This is a genomic window from Flavobacteriales bacterium (assembly GCA_016713875.1).
In the GTDB taxonomy this organism is placed as follows: Bacteria; Bacteroidota; Bacteroidia; order Flavobacteriales_F; family PHOS-HE28; genus PHOS-HE28.
Map to the genome: position 1 here is coordinate 1559341 of JADJOI010000003.1, position 17827 is coordinate 1577167.

Below are 17827 nucleotides of genomic sequence, written 5' to 3' on the forward strand. Positions count from 1 at the left end.
GATCCAGTGGTACCGCAGCACCACCACCTTCGACGACCAGGGGAACCGCACGGGCTTCAGCGAGCAGGGCCACGACGATCTTCATATGATCCCAAGCCCGGGCACCACCTTCACCGCGCCGGTGGAGCCCTTCGGCCCCACGGAAGAGCCCGTCCGCGAGCCCGAAGGTGGCCATCTGCCAGAAGCTGTTCGTGAACGAGGTGTTCCTGGTGAACCCGACGAAGTGGACGTGCCAGGTGCACGTTCTCGTCCAGGATCCTTCACCGGGACTGCTGGGCGGCACCTTCACCATCGGCCCTCGGGACACCTTGCGCATCGGCAGTTACACGGTCGGAGAACAGTTCGATGTACCAGTGCGCCATGTTCAAGTGGCGGTGAGCCGGAAGAAGCGCAAGGGCCCCTACCATTGGATGGCGAACTACCGCTTCGCAGAGGTCCAGGTCACGGCTGAACACCGCCGCTACTACCAGATGGTGCACGGTTGGGAGAGCACAAAGAAGATCTGGTGATCACACCCCATCGGTCCCCTCCCAGAACCGCGACAGCTGCGTGATCAGCAGGTCGAGGTCCACCTCCTCGAAGGGGTGGCGTGTCCGGGGCAGCACCATCACCCCGGCATCCATCAGCTTGCGGGCGGTGAGCAGGGTGTCCTCAGGGCCTGCGGTGGTGTCGCGGTCGCCCACGATCAGCAGCACGGGGCATTCGATGGCGGCCAGCACCTCGTTGGTGAGCAGGGGCTGCGCGGCCAGGCCGGTCATGAGGTCGGCGGTGCGCTTCACCAGGTCCTTCCAGCGTTCGGGACCGTGCGAAGCGGCGAGGCCCATTGCGAACTCCGGCACCTTCTCCTCCATCGCCGCCGGGTCGAGCTTCTTGAGTTCCTTCTGTAGACCCTCGGCGGTCCACACAAGCTTGGTGCCCAGGGTGGTCACCGAGGCGACGCGACCCGGATACCGGGCGGCCCAGAGCAAGGCGGCATACCCGCCCATGCTGTAGCCGAACAGGTGCACCGCACCGTTCACCTTCTCCAAGGCCCCGTCGATGTCGTGCAGGAAATGGTCGAAGGACAACCCGTCGGGCGGGGCCTCCTTCTCCCCGTGGCCGGTGAAGGTGAGGCTGCGGCAGTGGACATGATCGAGGCCGTCGGCCAGGAAGGCGAGCTGGCGCTTCGTACCGAGCGCGCCGTGGAGCAGCAGGATGTTCATGGGGCCTCCTTCAGGCCAGCACCTCCTTCACACGGTCGGCGGCCTCCTGGAGCGCTACGGCGCTGAGCACCTTCAGGCCGCTGGCGTCGATCAGCTTCTTGGCCTCCTCGGCGTTGGTGCCCTGCAGGCGCACGATGATCGGCACCTTGATGTCGCCGATGTTCTTGTAGGCGTCCACCACGCCCTGCGCCACGCGGTCGCAGCGCACGATGCCGCCGAAGATGTTCACCAGGATCGCCTTCACCCGCTCGTCCTTCAGGATGATCCGGAAGGCCTTTTCCACACGCGCCGCGTCGGCGGTGCCGCCCACGTCGAGGAAGTTGGCGGGCTCGCCACCGCTGAGCTTGATGATGTCCATGGTGGCCATGGCCAGGCCGGCGCCGTTCACCATGCAGCCCACGTTGCCGTCAAGACGCACATAGTTGAGCCCGGCCTCACCGGCCTCCACCTCGATGGGGTCCTCCTCGGTCTTGTCGCGCATGTCGGCGTACTCCGGGTGGCGGTAGAGTCCGTTGCCGTCCAGGCGCACCTTGGCGTCCACCGCAGCGATGCGGTCATCGCTCATCTTCAGCACCGGGTTGATCTCGAACATGGCGGCGTCGCAGCCTTCGTAGGCCTTGTACAGCGCGGCCACGAACTTCACCATCTCCTTCTTCGCCGTGCCGGTGAGGCCCAGGTTGGTGGCGATCTTGTTGCACTGGAAGGGGCGCAGGCCCACGCGGGGATCCACGCTCTCCTTGAAGATCTTGTCGGGGGTGTGCTCGGCCACCTCCTCGATGTCCATGCCGCCCTCGGTGCTGTACATGATGATGTTGCGGCCGCTGGCGCGGTCGAGCAGCACGCTCATGTAGAACTCCTTGATGGGGCTGGGGCCGGGGCCGTACATGTCCTCGGCGATCAGCACCTTGTGCACCTTCTTGCCCTGGGGGGGCGTCTGGGGCGTCTTCAGCATCATGCCGATGATGGCACCGGCCTTCTCGCGCACCTCATCGGTGCTCTTGGCCAGCTTCACGCCACCGCCCTTGCCGCGGCCGCCCGCGTGGATCTGGGCCTTCACCACCCAGAACTTGGTACCGGTCTCCTGGCTCAGGCGCTTGGCCGCCTCCACCGCCTCGTCGGCATTGTAGGCCACGATGCCGCGCTGGACGGTGACGCCGTATTGCTGGAGGATCTGCTTGCCTTGGTACTCGTGGAGGTTCATGGGTGCGCGCGTTGGCGGGGCGAAAGTAAACCCCGCTCCGGAATGCTTCCTTTGGGGCGATGATCGACGCCCGCGCCATCCGCAAACGCTTCGGTCCCCTGGAGGTGCTGAAGGGGGTGGACCTGCACGTGGCCCGGGGCGAAGTGGTGAGCATCGTGGGGGCCAGCGGGGCTGGCAAGACCACGCTGCTGCAGATCCTCGGCACGCTGGAACGGTCGGACAGCGGCACGCTGATGATCGGTGGCGAGGAGGTGACCAAACTGGGCAGCAGGGCCCTCAGCGCGTTCCGCAACCGGCACATCGGCTTCGTGTTCCAGTTCCACCACCTGCTGCCCGAGTTCACAGCACTGGAGAACGTGCTGATGCCGGGGCTGATCGCCGGGCGCAGCATCGGCGAGTGTGAGCCGCGCGCCAAGGAGCTGCTGGACCGGCTGAACCTCGGGGCCCGCGCCCAGCACAAGCCCTCGCAGCTCAGCGGCGGCGAGCAGCAGCGCGTGGCGGTGGCCCGGGCGCTGTTCAACAAGCCCAGCGTGGTGCTGGCCGACGAGCCCAGCGGCAACCTCGACAGCGCCCACGCCCGCGAGCTGCACCAGCTCTTCTTCGAGTTGCGCCGGGAGCTCGGGCAGACCTTCGTGATCGTGACCCACAACGAGGAGCTGGCGAACATGGCCGACCGCAAGCTGACCATGCGGGACGGGGTCATCTGAGGCCGTTACCTTGGACCCATGTCCGACCCACGGCCCGGTCCCTCCCGGAGGAGCTTCCGCATCGTGCTCGGCCTGCTCATCGCCCTGGCCGCCGCCAACGCGGGCTACCTGGCGATGAAGGCCTGGCGTGGCCCGGAGGGGGTGCACCGGTACACGGGCGACCGGCAACCCGCGCGCAACGACCTGTTCCAACGCATGATCCCGGACAGCGGCGCTATCATCTTCCTGGGCGATAGCCACTTGGAGCACTACCCGCTCACCGAGGTCTTCCCCGGCCTGCCCGTGGTGAACCGGGGCGTGAGCGCGAGCACCGTGAGCGATGTGATGCGGCGCGCGGGCTTCAGCTGCGGTCCATCGCCGGCGCTGATCGTGGTGCACGTGGGCATCAATGACCTCTTCAAGGGGCGCCCCGTCGATCGCATCGATGCGGACCTGACCGCCCTGTTGGATGCCCTCCGGTCCGCCCACCCGTCCACCCCCATCCTGCTGGATGAGCTGCTGCCCACCGCGGACCGGGGCATGGACCCTGCCGTCCGCCGCTGCAACGAGGCGATACAGCACCAGGCCAGGCGCATCGGTGCGGAGGTGCTGCCGCTCTATGCCGCGTTCGCCCAAGGGGACGTGATCGCCCCCACGCTCAGCTACGACGGCGTACACCTCAACGCGGAAGGCTATGACCGCTGGACCGGCCTGCTGGCACCGGTACTTTCGCGGTACGCACGCACCCCCTGATCCCTTCAGCCATGCGCTCGCTCCTGTTCTGCGCCACACTGACCGTGGCGCACTGCTCCGCCGCCCAGGTCCCGTCCGGCCTTCCGGGTTCCTTCCCCCTCGGTGAAGGCGTCACCCTGGTGGACGACAACGACCCGTTCACCCCCAACCGCTTCATCGGCTCGTTCCGGATGGAGACGCGGCTGTATCGCGGCCAGGAGGAGCAGCGCAGCAGCCCCACCACCCTGCGCTATTGGAGCAGCCCCGATCATGTGCTCACCGAGGCGCTCACGGCCGGCAACCCGCCCATGCGCATGCTGGTGGACCTGAAAGGCAAGTGGCAGTACATGCTGATTCCCGAAGGCCAGGGCGCCCGCATGGCGATGAAGATGCGCAAGAAGAAGGTGGTGATGGCCGATGCCGGACGCACGGATCCACCCAGCGTGGAGGTGACCAGCGAGACCCGGGAGATCGGAGGACATCGCTGCGTGAAGGTGGTGTCTCGCTCAGCGGACGGGGTGTGGACCGGCTGGGTGGCCCGCGACCTGCCGACGCCCTTCGCCGATCTGCAGCGCGTGGTGGGCACGGGCGACCCGCAACTCACCCAGCGCATGGCCGACATCCAGGGCTTCCCGCTGGAGTTCGAGTGGGTGGACGCGAACGGCAACGACCGCATGGTCTGCACAGTTCGCGACGTGGTCGTCGGCACCGTGGATGCGGGTGTGTTCAGCCTGGAGGGCTATCAGGTGATGGAACTGCCTGGCATGGGCCGATGAAGCGGACCACCAAGCTTGACGGGCTCGAACGTGTGGAGGTGACCAGCCGCGCGGAGTGGCGCGCCTGGCTGCGCAAGAACCACAAACGCACCGAGGGCATCTGGCTCATCACCTACAAGAAGCACGTCGCTGACAAATACCTGAGCTTCGAGGACAAGGTGCAGGAGGCGCTCTGCTTCGGTTGGATCGACAGCGTACCGCGCAAGCTGGACGCCGACCGCACCATGCACTACCTGAGCCCACGCAGGCCGGACAGCGTATGGAGCGCCATCAACAAGGCGCACGTGGAGCGGCTGATCGCCCAAAAGCGCATGACCGCTGCCGGCCTTGCGAAGGTGGAAGCGGCCAAGGCCAATGGCTCATGGCATACGCTCACCAGCGTGGACCGGATGGAAATACCGGCCGACCTGGCCCAGGCCCTTGCCCGAAGCAAGACGGCACAGAAACACTTCCATGCCTTTCCGCCTAGCGCCAAGAAGATCATCCTGCATTGGGTGACGAGCGCAAAGACCGAGGAGACCAGGAAAAAGCGGATCGCGGCGACGGTGGAGATGGCTGGGCAGGGAAGACGGTCATACCCTCCGACCCGGGCGTGAGCACCGCCGATCGGAGCTAGGGCCACACCGCAAAGCGCGCCACCCGGGCGCCGGTCGCATCCACCGCGGTGTAGGAGCCCGGGCTCCAGCCGGTGGCGTCGAACAACACCCGCCCGGCGGTCGCTGCACGCTCCAGCACCAACCGCCCCGACGCATCCAACACCCGCACCCCATCCACGTCCTGCAGCTCGAACCGGTCGCCGGTCCGCTGCAGGCGCAGCGGTTCCGCATGGCCCGGCATCGCGGTGGCCAGCGGGTCCTCGCAGCAGTTGCCACCGGCGGACACCGCCTGGGTCCCTGTCCAACAGCCGTACTGCGTCAGGTGGGATCGAAGCACCCCGCCGAACTCCGTGAGGAAGTAGTGGGCGACCTGATCGGCGGTGTTGCAACCACCCTGGTTCGAATTGACGTCGCAGGAGTAGGCGCAGATCATGCTGCCGTACCCGTTGCTGTTGGCGAAGGTGGCCGGAGGCGCGAAGCGTACGTCGGTCACCGCGTTCGGGGCCCCGTTGATGGTCACGGTCGTGCCGGAGCCGATGCCGCAGTGGTCATTGCTGCCGTTGAAGCCCGCATAGATCACCTGGGTGACGTTACCGGCGAAGGGGCCGGTGAAGACGATCTTCACGAACTCGTAGCTCACGATGCCCACGCGCAGGTCGGGGATGTTCTCGTCCACATTGATCACGAGCGGTCCACCGTCGTAGTTGGAGTAGAGGATCACGTTGCCCGGGGTGCTGCACAGCGGTTGTGCGTCAACGGGTGCTGCGAGGGCCAGCAGGGCGGTGGAAAGGAGGAGGGTGCGCATCGCGGACGGAATGATGCACCCAAGGTAGCCGATGGTCGCCATCTTGCACCGTGCCGAACGAGGTCCCCGACGCCCGTGTCCACCGCCTGCTGGAGGGGGCGTACCGTCGCTACGCCACGCCGGCCTTTGTGGAGCACGACCCGCTGCAGGTGCCGCGATCGTTCGCCACGCGGAGCGATGCGGAGGTCATCGGCTTCCTGACGGCCACGATCGCCTGGGGGCAGCGACGCACCATCATCGCGAACGCGTGGCGGTTGGTCCGGCTGATGGAGGGGGAGCCCGGCGCCTTCGTGGATTCGGCCTCCGCCCGCGAGCTGGCGCAACTGGCTCCCTTCGTGCACCGCACCTTCAACGGAACGGACCTGCGGCAGTTCGTGCTCGGCGTGCGGCACCTCCGCCGCACATACGGAGGTATGGAGGGATCCTTCCTGCTGGACGGGGCGGTCGGCGACATGGGATCGGCCATCGCGCGGTTCAAGGCGCGCTTCTTTGAACCAAGCCATCCGGACCGTACCCGCAAGCATGTAGCGGATCCCTCGCGCGGAAGCAACGCCAAGCGCATCAACATGTTCCTGCGGTGGATGGTGCGCACGCCCGCCGAGGGGGTGGACCTCGGTCTGTGGACCCGGATCCGACCAGCGGACCTGATGGTCCCGCTGGACGTGCACACCGGCCGGGTGGCGCGCGAGCTGGGGCTGCTCACCCGCGCCCAGGACGACTGGAAAAGCGTGGTCGAGCTCACGGAGAAGCTCCGTCAGCTCGACCCGGAAGACCCTGTGAAGTACGACCTGGCCCTGTTCGGGCTCGGCGTCAACCGGGCGCTCAGCGCTCGATGAGGACGGTGGCCGTGGCGGCGTGGCCAGCCTCGTCGCGGGCGTGCAGCACGTACAAGCCGCCGCCCAGTCCGCTGCGGTCCAGCACCACGGTCGTCGACCGGCGCTGCAGGCGGCGCACCTCGCGGCCCGAGGCATCCACGAGCACCAGCTCCACACGGCCCTGGAAGGCCTCATCGAGCAGGATGGTGGCCGTGCTGCTCACCGGGTTGGGCACCACGATGATGGCGGGGGCCGTTCCACCGGCGACCTCATCCACCCCCACCGTACCGAAGGTGAGCGTGTTCAGCACCGTGTTGGTGATGATGGGCGCGTTCTGGTCGAAGTAGATGGCGGCGGTGTTGTGCACGGTGGCGCCTTCGGCCAGTCCGGCATGGTGCTCCAGGCTGAAGGTGAAGAAGCCCTGGCTGCCGATGGGGTCGCTCGCGCTGTCCGGCAACTGGATGTCGGGGTAGGTCACCACGAGGAGGCCGTCATCGCTCAGCGACACGGAGTGCACATGGCTGGAGCCCAGGATGCGCAACGAGGAGAGATCGAGGTCCTGATCGAGGGTGTCCACCAGCACCACCTGCCCGGCCGGGATGTTGCCGGTGTTCTGGAAGCGGATGGTGTACACCAGCGTGCTGCCCATGTCGGTGAGGTGCTCCGGACCAGTGCCGCGCGGCAGCACCTGCTTGTCGTTGGGATCCACCGCGCATCCCACCTCACTGTCCACCGTGGCCGAGGACGGATGGGCCACACCGTTCACCAGGGCCACTACGGCGAGGGAATCATCGAGCTGCTCGCCCACGTGGTTCTCATCCGGCATCACCACCAGTACTTGGATCTGGCGCGTGTGTGTGGCGGGCACGTTGACGAAGGTCCACTGCGGCACACCGTTCAGCACGACATCGGGCGCAGGGATGGCCCCGGCGAAGGTGCTCAGCGGGTCGAGGTGCAGGGCGGCCGTGACATCGGCGGTCACCGTGCCGGTGTTCGACACCGTGATCCAGTACGGCACCACCTCATTGCAGCGGATGTCGCCAGGCGTCAGCACAGGGCCCAGGGCCACCACGTCCTGATCGGCGTGCAGACCGAAATCACGCTCCAACGCCGTGTTGTTCTGGGCGGTCACCGTCACATTGTAAAGGTCGGGTGTGGTGTTGGTCCAGCCCGCGACCGGCGGCAGCCACACGGCGTAGGGGCCGGGGATCACATTGAAGCTGTACATGCCGCTGTGGTTGGTGAAGGTGGCCGGCACATCGGTGGCCTCCACGCGGATGTTGTACAGCCCGTGATCGTTGCCGTTGAAGATGCCGTCGGCGTTCACGTCGTTGAACACACGGCCCACGATGCTGTTGCCCGCGATGGCCAGGTTGTCGAAGTACACCACGCGGTACTGGGTCACCGAGGCGGTGAACAGCTCGGCATCGCCATCGCCGTCCACATCACCGGCCACCAGCAGGTGCGGGTCCACGAGGCCGGTGGCGATCACCTGGCGCGGCCCGAAGGTGCCCTGGCCATCGAGGTGCTCGTACCAGGCCAGCTCGTCGAGGGTGTTGGAGGCCACGGCCACGTCGAGGTCGCCGTCGAGGTCGAGGTCCTGCACCAGCACACGGTCGCTCACCGACGAGGCGGCGCTAAGGACCTGGGGCGGTGCGAAGCCGTTGGGGAGGCCGCGCTGCCACTGCAGCTGTTGATCGGGGGCGCTGGCCATCACCAGGTCCACGATGCCGTCGTTGTCCAGGTCGCGCGGGGCTCCGATACCCACGGCGCCGAGCACGGCGGGCGAGGCGAAGGAGGCGCCGCCCATGTTCTCGCACCAGCGCAGCTCATGGGTCAGCGGGTCGTTCCACACCACGTCCAGGTCGCCGTCCGCATCGCGATCGAAGGCCTCGGCACGCTCGGCGGAGACAGGGCCGGCCACGATGCCGCCCAGGTTGAACTGGCCCAGCCCGTTGGTGTTCTCCATCCAGCGCAGCTGGCCGGTGGTGGTGGTGATCAGCAGGTCGGTATCACCATCGCCATCGAGGTCGCCGGAAGCGATGGCCAGCGCAGTGGGGCCATTGCCCACCACCTCTGCGGGGCCCAGCCCGAAGGTGCCCACGTTGCGGTACCAGGTGATGGTGTTGCCTTGTTCATCGCAGCCCACGATGTCGATCCACCCGTCGCCGTCCACATCAGTGGCGTGGCCCACCACATCGGTGGTGTTCCAGCTCTGCGCCGGGCCGAAGGACTGCCCCAGGTTCACATGCACCACGAGGCCGTTGCGGCTGCCGATCAGCAGGTCACGCGCACCGTCGTTGGTGAGGTCCACGAGCTCAAGGCTCTGCGGACCTTCCACCGTGAACTCATGGCCGCCGCCGAACTGCGCGAAGGCAGGCAGACATACGGTGCTGGACACGAGAAGGAGGAACCGGGAGGCGTTCATGAGCGAGGCACTTTGCGCGGCTGTTACGCAGGCTCCGTTCGATGAGTTACGTCGGGGCTTCGACCGAAGACCCACCGGATCGGACCGGAAAGCTTGACAGCAGCGGGACGCGTGAAAGGACCGGTCGTGCGGTCCGCAGGCCGGAGGGCGGGCCATCCGCCGCATCTTTGCGCACCGGATGACCTTCCTGAACCCTTCCTTCCTGTGGGCGCTCACCGCCCTGGCCATCCCGGTCCTCATCCACCTCTTCCAGCTGCGCCGCTTCAAGCGGATCGACTTCACACACGTGCGGCTGCTGGAGGAGGTGACCCGCCGCACGCGCAGCATGCGGAAGGTGCGGCACTGGGCCGTGCTCACGGCGCGCTGCGCGGCGCTCTCCGCGCTCGTGCTGGCCTTCGCCCAACCCGTCCTCCGCGGAACGGGTGAGGGCGCCGTGGCTGGCCGACAGGCATTGAGCCTCTTCGTGGACGACAGCTACAGCATGGACGGACAGAACGCCGGGGGGCGCCTGCTCGACCAGGCCCGCAAGGCCGCCGGCGAGCTCATCGGCGCCCAGTCCGCCACCGACCGTTTCCAGGTGCTCACCAACAGCTACGAGGCGCGGCAGCAGGTGCTCGTGGGCCGCGATGACGCGCTGGAGGCCGTTTCCCGCGTGGAGACCGGTCCCTTTGCCCGCCCGCTCTCGCAGGTGCTGGCCCGCCAGCGCGAGGCCCTGGTGCGGAGCGACGAGCGGGGGCGCCGAAGGATCCTGCTCACCGACCTGCAGCGCCATGCGGTGGACCTCGACGCGTGGACGAACGACACGCTGATGCCCGTGCTCATCGTGCCGTTCCAACCCGGCGAAGCGGCCGACCTCAGCATCGATTCCGCCTGGTTCGAGGGCCCCGTGCGCCGCGCCGGTCGGCCCGAAGCGCTGCACGTCCGCATCACCAACCACGGCACCGCCGACCTCACCGACATCCCGGTGCGCCTTGCGGTGGATGGCAGCGTGCGGTCCCTGGGCACCTTCGCCGTCCGGGCGACCTCCGCGGTGGATACGGTGCTCCGCTTCACGCAACTGGGTGCCGGTCCGCACTGGGGCGAGCTCGCCATCCAGGACCCGCCCATCGTGTTCGATGACGTGCTGCCCATCGCGTATGCCGTGGTGGACCGGATCCGCGTGCTGCTCATCGGCGGCGCGCTGCCCGACGGCGATAAGGCGCTACAGGCCGTGTTCCGCAGCGACAGCAGCTACGTGGTCACCGCCGTCGACCTGCGCGCGGTGGAACCGGCGCAGGTGGAGGAGGCCGACCTGGTGGTGGTGAACGGCACCGCCGTTCCCGGTGGGTTGGCCCAACAACTGCGCGAGCGGGTGGCCGCCGGGGCCTCCGTGGCCCTGTTCCCCCCGAAGGAACCGCCGGTGGCCGATCACAACGCCCTGCTGGCCGCCTTGGGTGCAGGGCAGTTCGGCGCGCGGGATACGGCTTCCCTCGTCGTGGACCGCATCGACCTCGACCTGCCCTTCTACCGCGAGGTGTTCACCCACCTGCCGAGCAACGTGGACCTACCCGCCGTGCGGCTCCGGTACACCTTGCGCACCGCCGCCGGGGCCACGGCCCTGCTGCGCACGGTGGACGGGCAGCCCTACCTGGCCCTCTCCTCTTCCGGCGACGGCCGCGTGCTGGTGGGCGCCTCCCCGCTCACCGATGCAGGCGGCGGGCTCATCCGCCACGCGCTGTTCGTCACCACCCTCCTGCGCATGGCCGAGACCAGCCGCAGCTCGGGGCCCTTGTACCAGGTGCTGGGCGCCGAACGGCAGCTGCCGCTGCCCGGTGTACCGCCCGCCGGAGAGGCAGGGTTCACCCTCTCGGGACCAGAAGGCCGCACCTGGGTGGCCGAGACGCGTCGGGGTGCCGGAGGCACCGAACTGATGCTCGGGGGCGATGACCTGCAGGCCGGACCCTACGCGGTGAAGCAGGGCTCCGACACCGTGGCCATGATCGCCCTGGTGAACGACCGGGCAGAGGCCTCGCGGGACCTGATGACCGTGGAGGAGCTCCGCGAGCAGCTGGCCCAACGCGGGCTCACCGCCTACCGTGTGCTGGACGCTCCGCAAGCCGGCGCCGTGCTAAGTTTGAACGAAGTGGACGGCGGCACGAAGCTGTGGCCGTGGTTCATCCTGCTCGCCCTGCTTTTCCTTGCCATCGAGACCTTCCTGATCCGCACAAGCCCATGAGCCGACTGCTGCTTCGCCAGGTGCACGTGATCGACCCCGGAGGCCCCGTCCACGGCCAGGATGTGGACGTGCTGGTGGAGGACGGCCGCGTGACGCGGATCGGGCAGCGGCTGCCGAAGGGCGATGCGCGCGAACTGCGCCGCCCGGGGTTGCATGCCTCCCCCGGATGGGTCGACCTGCGCGCCCACTTCCGCGAGCCGGGCGAAGAGACCAAGGAAGGGGTGATCAACGGGTTGGACGCCGCCGCCGCCGGGGGCTTCACCGCCGTGGCGGTGCTGCCCAGCACCCATCCGGTCATTGATGACAGCAGCCGGGTGGAGCACCTGCTGCGCAGGTCCGAGGGCCACCTCGTGCGCCTGATGCCGTTGGGTGCGCTGAGCAAAGGCCTGCAGGGGCAGCAGCTGGCCGAGCTCTACGACATGCACCGGGCCGGCGCGGTGGCCTTCACGGACGACCAGGAGCCGCTGCGCAACCCGCGGCTGCTGCTGCTCGCCCTGCAGTACGCCGGGGTCTTCGGCGGCACGGTGATCACTTTTCCACAGGACCCCGAGCTGCTGGGCCAGGGGCAGATGCACGAAGGCCCCCTCAGCGCGAGGCTGGGTATGCGGGGCGTGGCCCCCCTGGCCGAGCAGGTGCGGCTGGGCCGTGACATCGCCCTGCTGGAGTACACGGCCTCACGTCTGCATGCCGCCACCATCAGCACCGCCGAAGGAGTGGCGCTCGTGCGTGCGGCCAAGTCCAAGGGCTTGGCGATCACCGCCTCGGTGGCGGCGCACCACCTGCTGCTGGACGACGGCTGCCTGCGCGGCTTCGACACCGTGTACAAAGTGATGCCGCCCCTCCGCGACGCCGTCACCATCGAGGCCTTGCGCGACGGCGTGAAGGACGGTACCATCGACACCATCGTCAGCGATCACCGGCCGGAGGACATCGAGCACAAGAAGGTGGAGTTCGGGCAGGCCGCCTTCGGCATGGGCGGCATCGAGACCGCCTTCGCCGTGGCGAACACCGCGCTGAAGGGCCACATGAGCCTGCGGCGCATCATCGAACGCTTCACCCACGGGCCGCGCAAGGCGCTCGGGCTGCCGGTGCAGCACATCGCGGAAGGTTCAGCGGCCGACCTCACCCTCTTCGATCCGGAAGAAAGCTGGACCTACGAGAAGGCCGCTGCGGTGAGCCGGGCGGACAACTCCCCCTTCTTCGGCCAGCAGCTCACCGGCAGGCCGCTGGGCATCGTGCGGGGCGGGGGTCACCACTGGAGCCCCGCGCTGCAGGAGACCGCGGTTTAGGAAGCCTTGCCCTTCGCCGCGTCGATGCTGTCGTTCATGCGGCGGAACCGCTCGATCAGCTCCTCGTCGGTATACTGCAGGTTCTGGATCATCGCCTTGGCATCCTGGGCGAACCGATGGTCCGGGAAGCGCGCGATCACCTCCTCGTAGGCCGTTTTGGCGCGCCCCTTCTCTTTCAGGTCGGCATCAATGGTGAAGGCGCGCAGGTAATAGGTGTCCGCCAGCCGGCCCCACTTCGGGTACTCCTTGATGATGCGGTCGTACAGCTGCACGGCGTCCTGGGGCTGCCCCAGGCCCTTGCTCATGCCCGCGGCGCGGAACAGGTACTCGGGGGCCATGCTGTCCGTGGAATAGGCCTTCGCGAAGGCCTTGTACACATCGAGCAGCGCCTGCGCGCCGCGGCGGTCGAAGACGGTCTTGGCGAACAGGGTGTCCTCCAGGGTGCGGATCCGGGCACCCATCTCGGGAGCTGCGAGCTTCGCCGGGTCATCGGTGGGGGGCAGGTCGGAAGCGCCGCCACCGCAGGCGGTGATCAGCAGGGCCAGCAGGCCGGGGAATAACAGGGTCCTCATCGGGTGGTCTTCAAGGGGGGAAAGCGCATCTTGTACTTGGCATCGGTGCGCCCGCGCGAGATGTCGCGCAGCTTCCCCTGCAGCAGCTTGCGCCGCAGCGGGGCCAGGTGGTCGGTGAACAGGATGCCGTCCAGGTGGTCATGCTCGTGCTGGATCACGCGTGCCGCGAAGCCCTCGAACGTCTCTTCGTGCTCCGTGAAGGCCTCGTCCTGGTATTGCAGGACGATCCGCGGCTGGCGCGAGACCTCCTCGCGGATGCCGGGGATGCTGAGGCACCCCTCCTCGAAGGGCCACTCCTCCCCTTCCTCCTCCACGATGTAGGGGTTGATGAAGATCTTCTTGAAGCCAACGAGATCCATATGCTCAGGATCGGGCTTGCCGTCCTCATCCTCCGCGAACGGGGACGCATCCACGATGAACAGCCGGATGCTATGGCCCACTTGCGGTGCGGCCAGACCCACGCCATTGGCAGCATACATGGTCTCGAACATGTCCTCGATGAGCTGCTCAAGGCCGGGATGCCCGGGCTCGATGTCCTGGGCCACCTTCTTCAGCACGGGGTCGCCATAGGCGCGGATGGGAAGGATCATCGGGGCGCGAAAATACACCGCCGAGGCGGCGGTCATCGCAGCGTCGACGGCCTTGACGTCTCCGCGTTCAGGATCGAGCTTTTCTGCTCAGCCAGTCCTGCAACAGGATGGTGGCGCTGATGCGGTCCAGCTGGCCCTTGTCGCGTCGGGCCTGCCGCCCTTTGCCACTGGCCAGCAAGGTGCGCTCGGCCAGCACACTGGTGAACCGTTCGTCCACCTCCTCCACGAAGCAATGGGGATAGGCCTTGCGCAGCGCCTCCACCACGGCCATCGCGGGCGCGGTGCCATCGGTGGCGTTGCCGTCGAGCCCGCTCGGCACACCGACCACGAACCCGTCCACGGGCTCCTTGGCCAGGTAGCGTTGCAGGAAAGCGGGAAGGTCGGCCGTGTCGACGGTGTCCAGTGCGCTGGCGATGATCCGCAGGGGGTCGGTGACGGCCAGGCCGCAGCGTCGCGCTCCCGGGTCGATGGCCATCACACGTCCCATGCGGCGAAGCTCGGAAATGCGAGGGGACTCCCCCCAAAATACCCACCACCTCGTGACAGTGGACAGTCCTTCCCGCAGGCTCATCACCCCACTACAGTGGACAGTTCTCCCCGCAAGCCCAGCTTCCCACGACAGTGGACAGTCCTTCCCGCAAGCTCATCACCCCACTACAGTGGACAGTTCTCCCCGCAAGCCCAGCTTCCCACGACAGTGGACAGTTCTCCCCGCAGGCTCATCACCCCTCTACAGTGGACAGTTCTCCCCGCAAGCCCAGCTCCCCACGACAGTGGACAGTCCTTCCCGCAAGCTCATCACCCCACTACAGTGGACAGTTCTCCCCGCAAGCCCAGCTTCCCACGACAGTGGACAGTCCTTCCCGCAAGCTCATCACCCCAACACAGTGGACAGTCTTCCCCGCAAGCTCAGCTCCCCATTACAGTGGACAGTAGCTCTCCCACAAGCTCAGCCAACCCGCGGCAACTTTCAACCACCGAAAGAAGAGGGCGTGAGCAGAACCTCGATCCAACTGGCGACGACCAGGAGCCCACCAAAGCCGGGGAGGTGCCCGAACCGATGTGTGGTCGGGCTCATGTACGCATACAACAACCGGCCGATCTCCTGACACAACCCGAAGGCCCTTTCCACATCGGCCTTGGTCATGTACTCCATCCGACGGGCATGGTGGAGCATCGATCGCACCTCATTGCACGAGCCCTTGGCGATGACCAGATACCTGTTGCGATCCGCTTTCGTGGGCCGCCCATGGCCTTCAGCGATGTTGTTCATGATGGACAATGAGGCTCGAAGCAACTGGTCCTTGAACCAGAACCGCTTGCTATCGCCAAAATGGGTCTCCAGCAGCGCCAACAATTCTCCGGCACGCTGCCAAGCCTTCGATTCCTCGAACGTCGCTGTCATCTCCATGTGCTTGTTCCCGAAACATAGCGCTTCGTTCGGCGTCTCGGATCCATTGCACCTCGTATTCGGCAGAGAAAAGATCGGGGGCACTGTCGTGCGCAGGCCCGAGTTCGCGCGCAGGCACTGTGTGCGTTGGCCTGAGTTCGCGGGCAGGCACTGTCGAGCGAGGGCTGGGTTCGCGGGCAGGCGCTGTCGAGCGAGGGCTTGGGTTCGCGCGTGGGCACTGTGCGCGTAGGCCTGGGTTCGCGCGTGGGCACTGTGTGCGTTGGCCTGAGTTCGCGGGCAGGCACTGTGCGCGTCGGCTGAGTTCGCGCGTGGGCACTGTGTGCGTTGGCCTGAGTTCGCGGGCAGCCCCTGTCGAGCGAGGGCTGACTTCGCGGGCAGGCACTGTGCGCGATGGCCTGGGTTCGCGGGCAGGCACTGTCGAGCGAGGGCTGGGTTCGAGCGTGGGCACTGTGTGCGTCGGCTGAGTTCGCAGGCAGGCACTGTGTGCGTTGGCATGTGTTCGCGCGAGGGCACTGTGCGTGATGGCTTGGGTTCGCGGGCAGCCACTCTCGCCATCTTTGTCCCATGCACGAGATGATCGACCTGGCCTGGAAGGACCGCGACCTGCTGCGCGACCCCGACGTCGTGAACCACATCGAGACCGTGATCGAAAAGCTGGACCGCGGCGAGCTGCGCGTGTCCACCCCGCCCCCATCCCCGGACGGCGAGTGGGTGGTGAACGACTGGGTGAAGAAGGCCGTGATCATGTACTTCCCCATCCGCCAGATGCACACCTACGAGGTGGGTCCGCTGGAGTTCCACGACAAGATGAAGCTCAAGCACGGCTACGCCCAGCTCGGCGTGCGGGTCGTGCCCCATGCCATCGCCCGCTACGGCGCCTTCCTGGCCCGCGGCGTCATCCTGATGCCCAGCTACGTCAACATCGGCGCCTACGTGGACAGCGATACCATGGTCGACACTTGGGCCACCGTGGGCAGCTGCGCACAGATCGGCAAGGGCGTGCACCTCAGCGGCGGCGTGGGCATCGGCGGCGTGCTGGAGCCCGTGCAGGCCGCGCCCGTGATCATCGAGGACGGCTGCTTCATCGGCTCACGCGCCATCGTGGTGGAGGGCGTGCGCGTGGGCCGCGAGGCCGTGCTCGGCGCCAACGTCGTCCTCACCGCCAGCACCCGCATCATCGACGTCACCGGACCTGAGCCCCAGGAGATGCGCGGGGTCGTGCCCCCCCGTTCCGTGGTGATCCCCGGCACGGTGCCCAAGCGCTTCGCCGCAGGCGAGTACGGCGTGCCCTGCGCCCTCATCATCGGCCGGCGCAAGGAGAGCACCGACAGAAAGACCAGCCTCAACGACGCGCTGCGCGAGCACAACGTGGCCGTCTGAACCCATGCGCACTGCACGTCCGGTCCTTCTGTTCCTGCTGGCCCTGGGGCTCAGCGGATGCACCGTGGGGCGGTTCGTGAAGTGGAACTTCGCCGACCGCAGGGACCACCGCAAATTCCCCACGCGGCCGCTCCCGGCCTCCAACGATCCGTTCCAATACGCGGTGGCGGCGAAGGAGATCGGACCAAGCACGGTGACCCACAAGGGGAGGCCGATCCCCTTCGACACCTGGCTCGAAAAGCACAAGACCACGGCCTTCCTGGTGATCCGGCACGACACCATCCTCTACGAACGCTACTTCAAGGGCTACGACGAAGGGCACGTGCACCCCTCCTTCTCCATGGCCAAGTCGGTGGTGAGCATGCTCATCGGCACGGCCATCGCCGACGGGCTGATCCGCGATGTGCAACAGCCCATCGTCGACCTCGTCCCCGAGCTGAAGGCGAACGGCTTCGAGGGCGTCACCATCGAGCACGTGCTGCAGATGACCAGCGGCATCGACTTCAAGGAGAGCTACGTGAACCCCTTCGGCACCGTGGCCAAGTTCTACTATGGCCGCCAGCTCGAGAAGTACACGTTGAAGCTGATGCTGAAGCGCGCGCCCGGCACACAGTGGGAGTACGTGAGCGGCGACACCCAGCTGCTGGGCCTGCTGCTCACCCGCGCCCTGCGCGCCAAGGGCGACGACCGAACCCTCGCGCACTACCTCAGCGACCGCCTGTGGACCCCGCTCGGCATGGAGCACCCCGGCTCGTGGAGCATCGACCGGAAGAAGGACGGCCTCGAAAAGGCCTTCTGCTGCATCAACGCCCCCGCACGCGACTTCGCCAAGCTCGGCTCGCTGTACCTGCGCAAGGGCCAATGGCGAGGGAAGCAGCTCGTTCCGCGCGAATGGGTGGAGACCAGCACCACGGCCAGCACCGCCAGCGGCGGCGTCACCCACTATCGTTACCAGTGGTGGCTTCCCGGCACGCCCGGCGTGTTCAACGCGGAAGGCATCCTGGGCCAGTTCATCCACGTGGACCCCGCGAACGACCTGGTGATCGTCCGGCTCGGCGGTGGCTACGCGGACGTGTCGTGGACACAGCTGTTCCGCGAGATCACGTCCGGCTACATCCTTGCGCACTAA

The 17827-nt window shown here is 67.1% G+C and carries 18 protein-coding genes; 10 read left to right on the forward strand and 8 right to left on the reverse strand.

Annotated features, from left to right (window positions below; genetic code table 11):
• Positions 1–167: 167 nt before the first annotated feature.
• Positions 168–509, forward strand: a complete 342-nt coding sequence (locus IPJ87_08315) for a hypothetical protein (protein MBK7941864.1) — start codon at positions 168–170, stop codon at positions 507–509.
• On the opposite strand, the gene IPJ87_08320 is transcribed toward IPJ87_08315, so the two are convergent.
• Together IPJ87_08320 and sucC are read right to left on the reverse strand one after the other, a co-directional pair.
• The gene (locus IPJ87_08320; protein ID MBK7941865.1) at positions 510–1202 is read right to left on the reverse strand and encodes an alpha/beta fold hydrolase; all 693 of its coding nucleotides are present in this window, start codon (positions 1200–1202) and stop codon (positions 510–512) included. It lies immediately after the preceding gene.
• Positions 1203–1212: 10 nt separating this feature from the next.
• Positions 1213–2403 carry an ADP-forming succinate--CoA ligase subunit beta gene (gene sucC, locus IPJ87_08325; protein MBK7941866.1) on the reverse strand — a complete coding sequence of 397 codons (1191 nt, stop codon included), beginning with the start codon at positions 2401–2403 and terminating at the stop codon, positions 1213–1215.
• A gap of 59 nt (positions 2404–2462) precedes the next feature.
• Here sucC and IPJ87_08330 point away from each other — a divergent pair, with 59 nt between their 5' ends.
• Genes IPJ87_08330 through IPJ87_08345 form a run of 4 tightly spaced genes read left to right on the forward strand, consistent with a single transcriptional unit; the run spans position 2463 to position 5193 of the window.
• Complete coding sequence (locus tag IPJ87_08330) at positions 2463–3110, forward strand: ABC transporter ATP-binding protein (GenBank protein MBK7941867.1); 648 nt, start codon at positions 2463–2465, stop codon at positions 3108–3110.
• Positions 3111–3128: 18 nt separating this feature from the next.
• Positions 3129–3842 (forward strand): hypothetical protein, encoded by a 714-nt coding sequence (locus IPJ87_08335; protein MBK7941868.1) that lies wholly within the window; start codon positions 3129–3131, stop codon positions 3840–3842.
• Between the two features lie 11 nt (positions 3843–3853).
• Positions 3854–4597 (forward strand): DUF4412 domain-containing protein, encoded by a 744-nt coding sequence (locus IPJ87_08340; GenBank protein ID MBK7941869.1) that lies wholly within the window; start codon positions 3854–3856, stop codon positions 4595–4597.
• Complete coding sequence (locus IPJ87_08345; protein MBK7941870.1) at positions 4594–5193, forward strand: YdeI/OmpD-associated family protein; 600 nt, start codon at positions 4594–4596, stop codon at positions 5191–5193. The genes IPJ87_08340 and IPJ87_08345 overlap by 4 nt, the downstream gene beginning before the upstream one ends.
• A gap of 16 nt (positions 5194–5209) precedes the next feature.
• Here the strand turns inward: IPJ87_08345 and IPJ87_08350 are convergent, their stop codons facing one another.
• Positions 5210–5998 carry a hypothetical protein gene (locus IPJ87_08350; protein MBK7941871.1) on the reverse strand — a complete coding sequence of 263 codons (789 nt, stop codon included), beginning with the start codon at positions 5996–5998 and terminating at the stop codon, positions 5210–5212.
• An 86-nt stretch (positions 5999–6084) separates the two neighbouring features.
• On the opposite strand from IPJ87_08350, the gene IPJ87_08355 reads away from it, so the two are divergent.
• Entirely contained in the window at positions 6085–6834 is a 750-nt protein-coding gene (locus IPJ87_08355; protein MBK7941872.1) for a TIGR02757 family protein, read from the forward strand.
• Here the strand turns inward: IPJ87_08355 and IPJ87_08360 are convergent.
• Complete coding sequence (locus tag IPJ87_08360; GenBank protein MBK7941873.1) at positions 6821–9241, reverse strand: VCBS repeat-containing protein; 2421 nt, start codon at positions 9239–9241, stop codon at positions 6821–6823. The genes IPJ87_08355 and IPJ87_08360 overlap by 14 nt on opposite strands.
• A gap of 178 nt (positions 9242–9419) precedes the next feature.
• Between IPJ87_08360 and IPJ87_08365 the strand changes: the two genes are divergently transcribed.
• Positions 9420–11456, forward strand: a complete 2037-nt coding sequence (locus IPJ87_08365; protein ID MBK7941874.1) for a BatA and WFA domain-containing protein — start codon at positions 9420–9422, stop codon at positions 11454–11456.
• Positions 11453–12745 carry a dihydroorotase gene (locus IPJ87_08370; protein ID MBK7941875.1) on the forward strand — a complete coding sequence of 431 codons (1293 nt, stop codon included), beginning with the start codon at positions 11453–11455 and terminating at the stop codon, positions 12743–12745. Before IPJ87_08365 ends, IPJ87_08370 begins: the two co-directional genes overlap by 4 nt.
• On the opposite strand, the gene IPJ87_08375 is transcribed toward IPJ87_08370, so the two are convergent.
• From IPJ87_08375 to IPJ87_08390, 4 genes are all read right to left on the reverse strand, one after another.
• A complete protein-coding gene (locus tag IPJ87_08375; protein MBK7941876.1) occupies positions 12742–13317 on the reverse strand; it encodes a tetratricopeptide repeat protein in 576 nt (191 codons plus the stop codon). The two genes, IPJ87_08370 and IPJ87_08375, sit on opposite strands and share 4 nt — an antisense overlap.
• Entirely contained in the window at positions 13314–13907 is a 594-nt protein-coding gene (locus tag IPJ87_08380) for a peptide deformylase (GenBank protein ID MBK7941877.1), read from the reverse strand. Before IPJ87_08380 ends, IPJ87_08375 begins: the two co-directional genes overlap by 4 nt.
• A gap of 67 nt (positions 13908–13974) precedes the next feature.
• Positions 13975–14394 carry a Holliday junction resolvase RuvX gene (ruvX, locus tag IPJ87_08385; protein MBK7941878.1) on the reverse strand — a complete coding sequence of 140 codons (420 nt, stop codon included), beginning with the start codon at positions 14392–14394 and terminating at the stop codon, positions 13975–13977.
• Between the two features lie 483 nt (positions 14395–14877).
• On the reverse strand, positions 14878–15402 hold the full coding sequence (locus IPJ87_08390; protein ID MBK7941879.1) for a four helix bundle protein: 525 nt from the start codon (positions 15400–15402) through the stop codon (positions 14878–14880).
• Between the two features lie 480 nt (positions 15403–15882).
• Between IPJ87_08390 and IPJ87_08395 the strand changes: the two genes are divergently transcribed.
• Positions 15883–16698, forward strand: coding sequence for a 2,3,4,5-tetrahydropyridine-2,6-dicarboxylate N-succinyltransferase (locus tag IPJ87_08395; GenBank protein ID MBK7941880.1), 816 nt, complete (start codon positions 15883–15885; stop codon positions 16696–16698).
• Positions 16699–16702: 4 nt separating this feature from the next.
• Entirely contained in the window at positions 16703–17827 is a 1125-nt protein-coding gene (locus IPJ87_08400) for a serine hydrolase (GenBank protein MBK7941881.1), read from the forward strand.

Excerpts from the sequence above, each read along its gene's own strand:
- IPJ87_08320 (MBK7941865.1), bottom strand. The coding sequence starts at position 1,202 with ATGAACATCCTGCTGCTCCACGGCGCGCTCGGTACGAAGCGCCAGCTC.
- sucC (MBK7941866.1), bottom strand. The coding sequence starts at position 2,403 with ATGAACCTCCACGAGTACCAAGGCAAGCAGATCCTCCAGCAATACGGC.
- IPJ87_08330 (MBK7941867.1), top strand. The coding sequence starts at position 2,463 with ATGATCGACGCCCGCGCCATCCGCAAACGCTTCGGTCCCCTGGAGGTG.
- IPJ87_08335 (MBK7941868.1), top strand. The coding sequence starts at position 3,129 with ATGTCCGACCCACGGCCCGGTCCCTCCCGGAGGAGCTTCCGCATCGTG.
- IPJ87_08340 (MBK7941869.1), top strand. The coding sequence starts at position 3,854 with ATGCGCTCGCTCCTGTTCTGCGCCACACTGACCGTGGCGCACTGCTCC.
- IPJ87_08345 (MBK7941870.1), top strand. The coding sequence starts at position 4,594 with ATGAAGCGGACCACCAAGCTTGACGGGCTCGAACGTGTGGAGGTGACC.
- IPJ87_08350 (MBK7941871.1), bottom strand. The coding sequence starts at position 5,998 with ATGCGCACCCTCCTCCTTTCCACCGCCCTGCTGGCCCTCGCAGCACCC.
- IPJ87_08360 (MBK7941873.1), bottom strand. The coding sequence starts at position 9,241 with ATGAACGCCTCCCGGTTCCTCCTTCTCGTGTCCAGCACCGTATGTCTG.
- IPJ87_08365 (MBK7941874.1), top strand. The coding sequence starts at position 9,420 with ATGACCTTCCTGAACCCTTCCTTCCTGTGGGCGCTCACCGCCCTGGCC.
- IPJ87_08370 (MBK7941875.1), top strand. The coding sequence starts at position 11,453 with ATGAGCCGACTGCTGCTTCGCCAGGTGCACGTGATCGACCCCGGAGGC.
- IPJ87_08375 (MBK7941876.1), bottom strand. The coding sequence starts at position 13,317 with ATGAGGACCCTGTTATTCCCCGGCCTGCTGGCCCTGCTGATCACCGCC.
- IPJ87_08380 (MBK7941877.1), bottom strand. The coding sequence starts at position 13,907 with ATGATCCTTCCCATCCGCGCCTATGGCGACCCCGTGCTGAAGAAGGTG.
- ruvX (MBK7941878.1), bottom strand. The coding sequence starts at position 14,394 with ATGGGACGTGTGATGGCCATCGACCCGGGAGCGCGACGCTGCGGCCTG.
- IPJ87_08395 (MBK7941880.1), top strand. The coding sequence starts at position 15,883 with ATGCACGAGATGATCGACCTGGCCTGGAAGGACCGCGACCTGCTGCGC.
- IPJ87_08400 (MBK7941881.1), top strand. The coding sequence starts at position 16,703 with ATGCGCACTGCACGTCCGGTCCTTCTGTTCCTGCTGGCCCTGGGGCTC.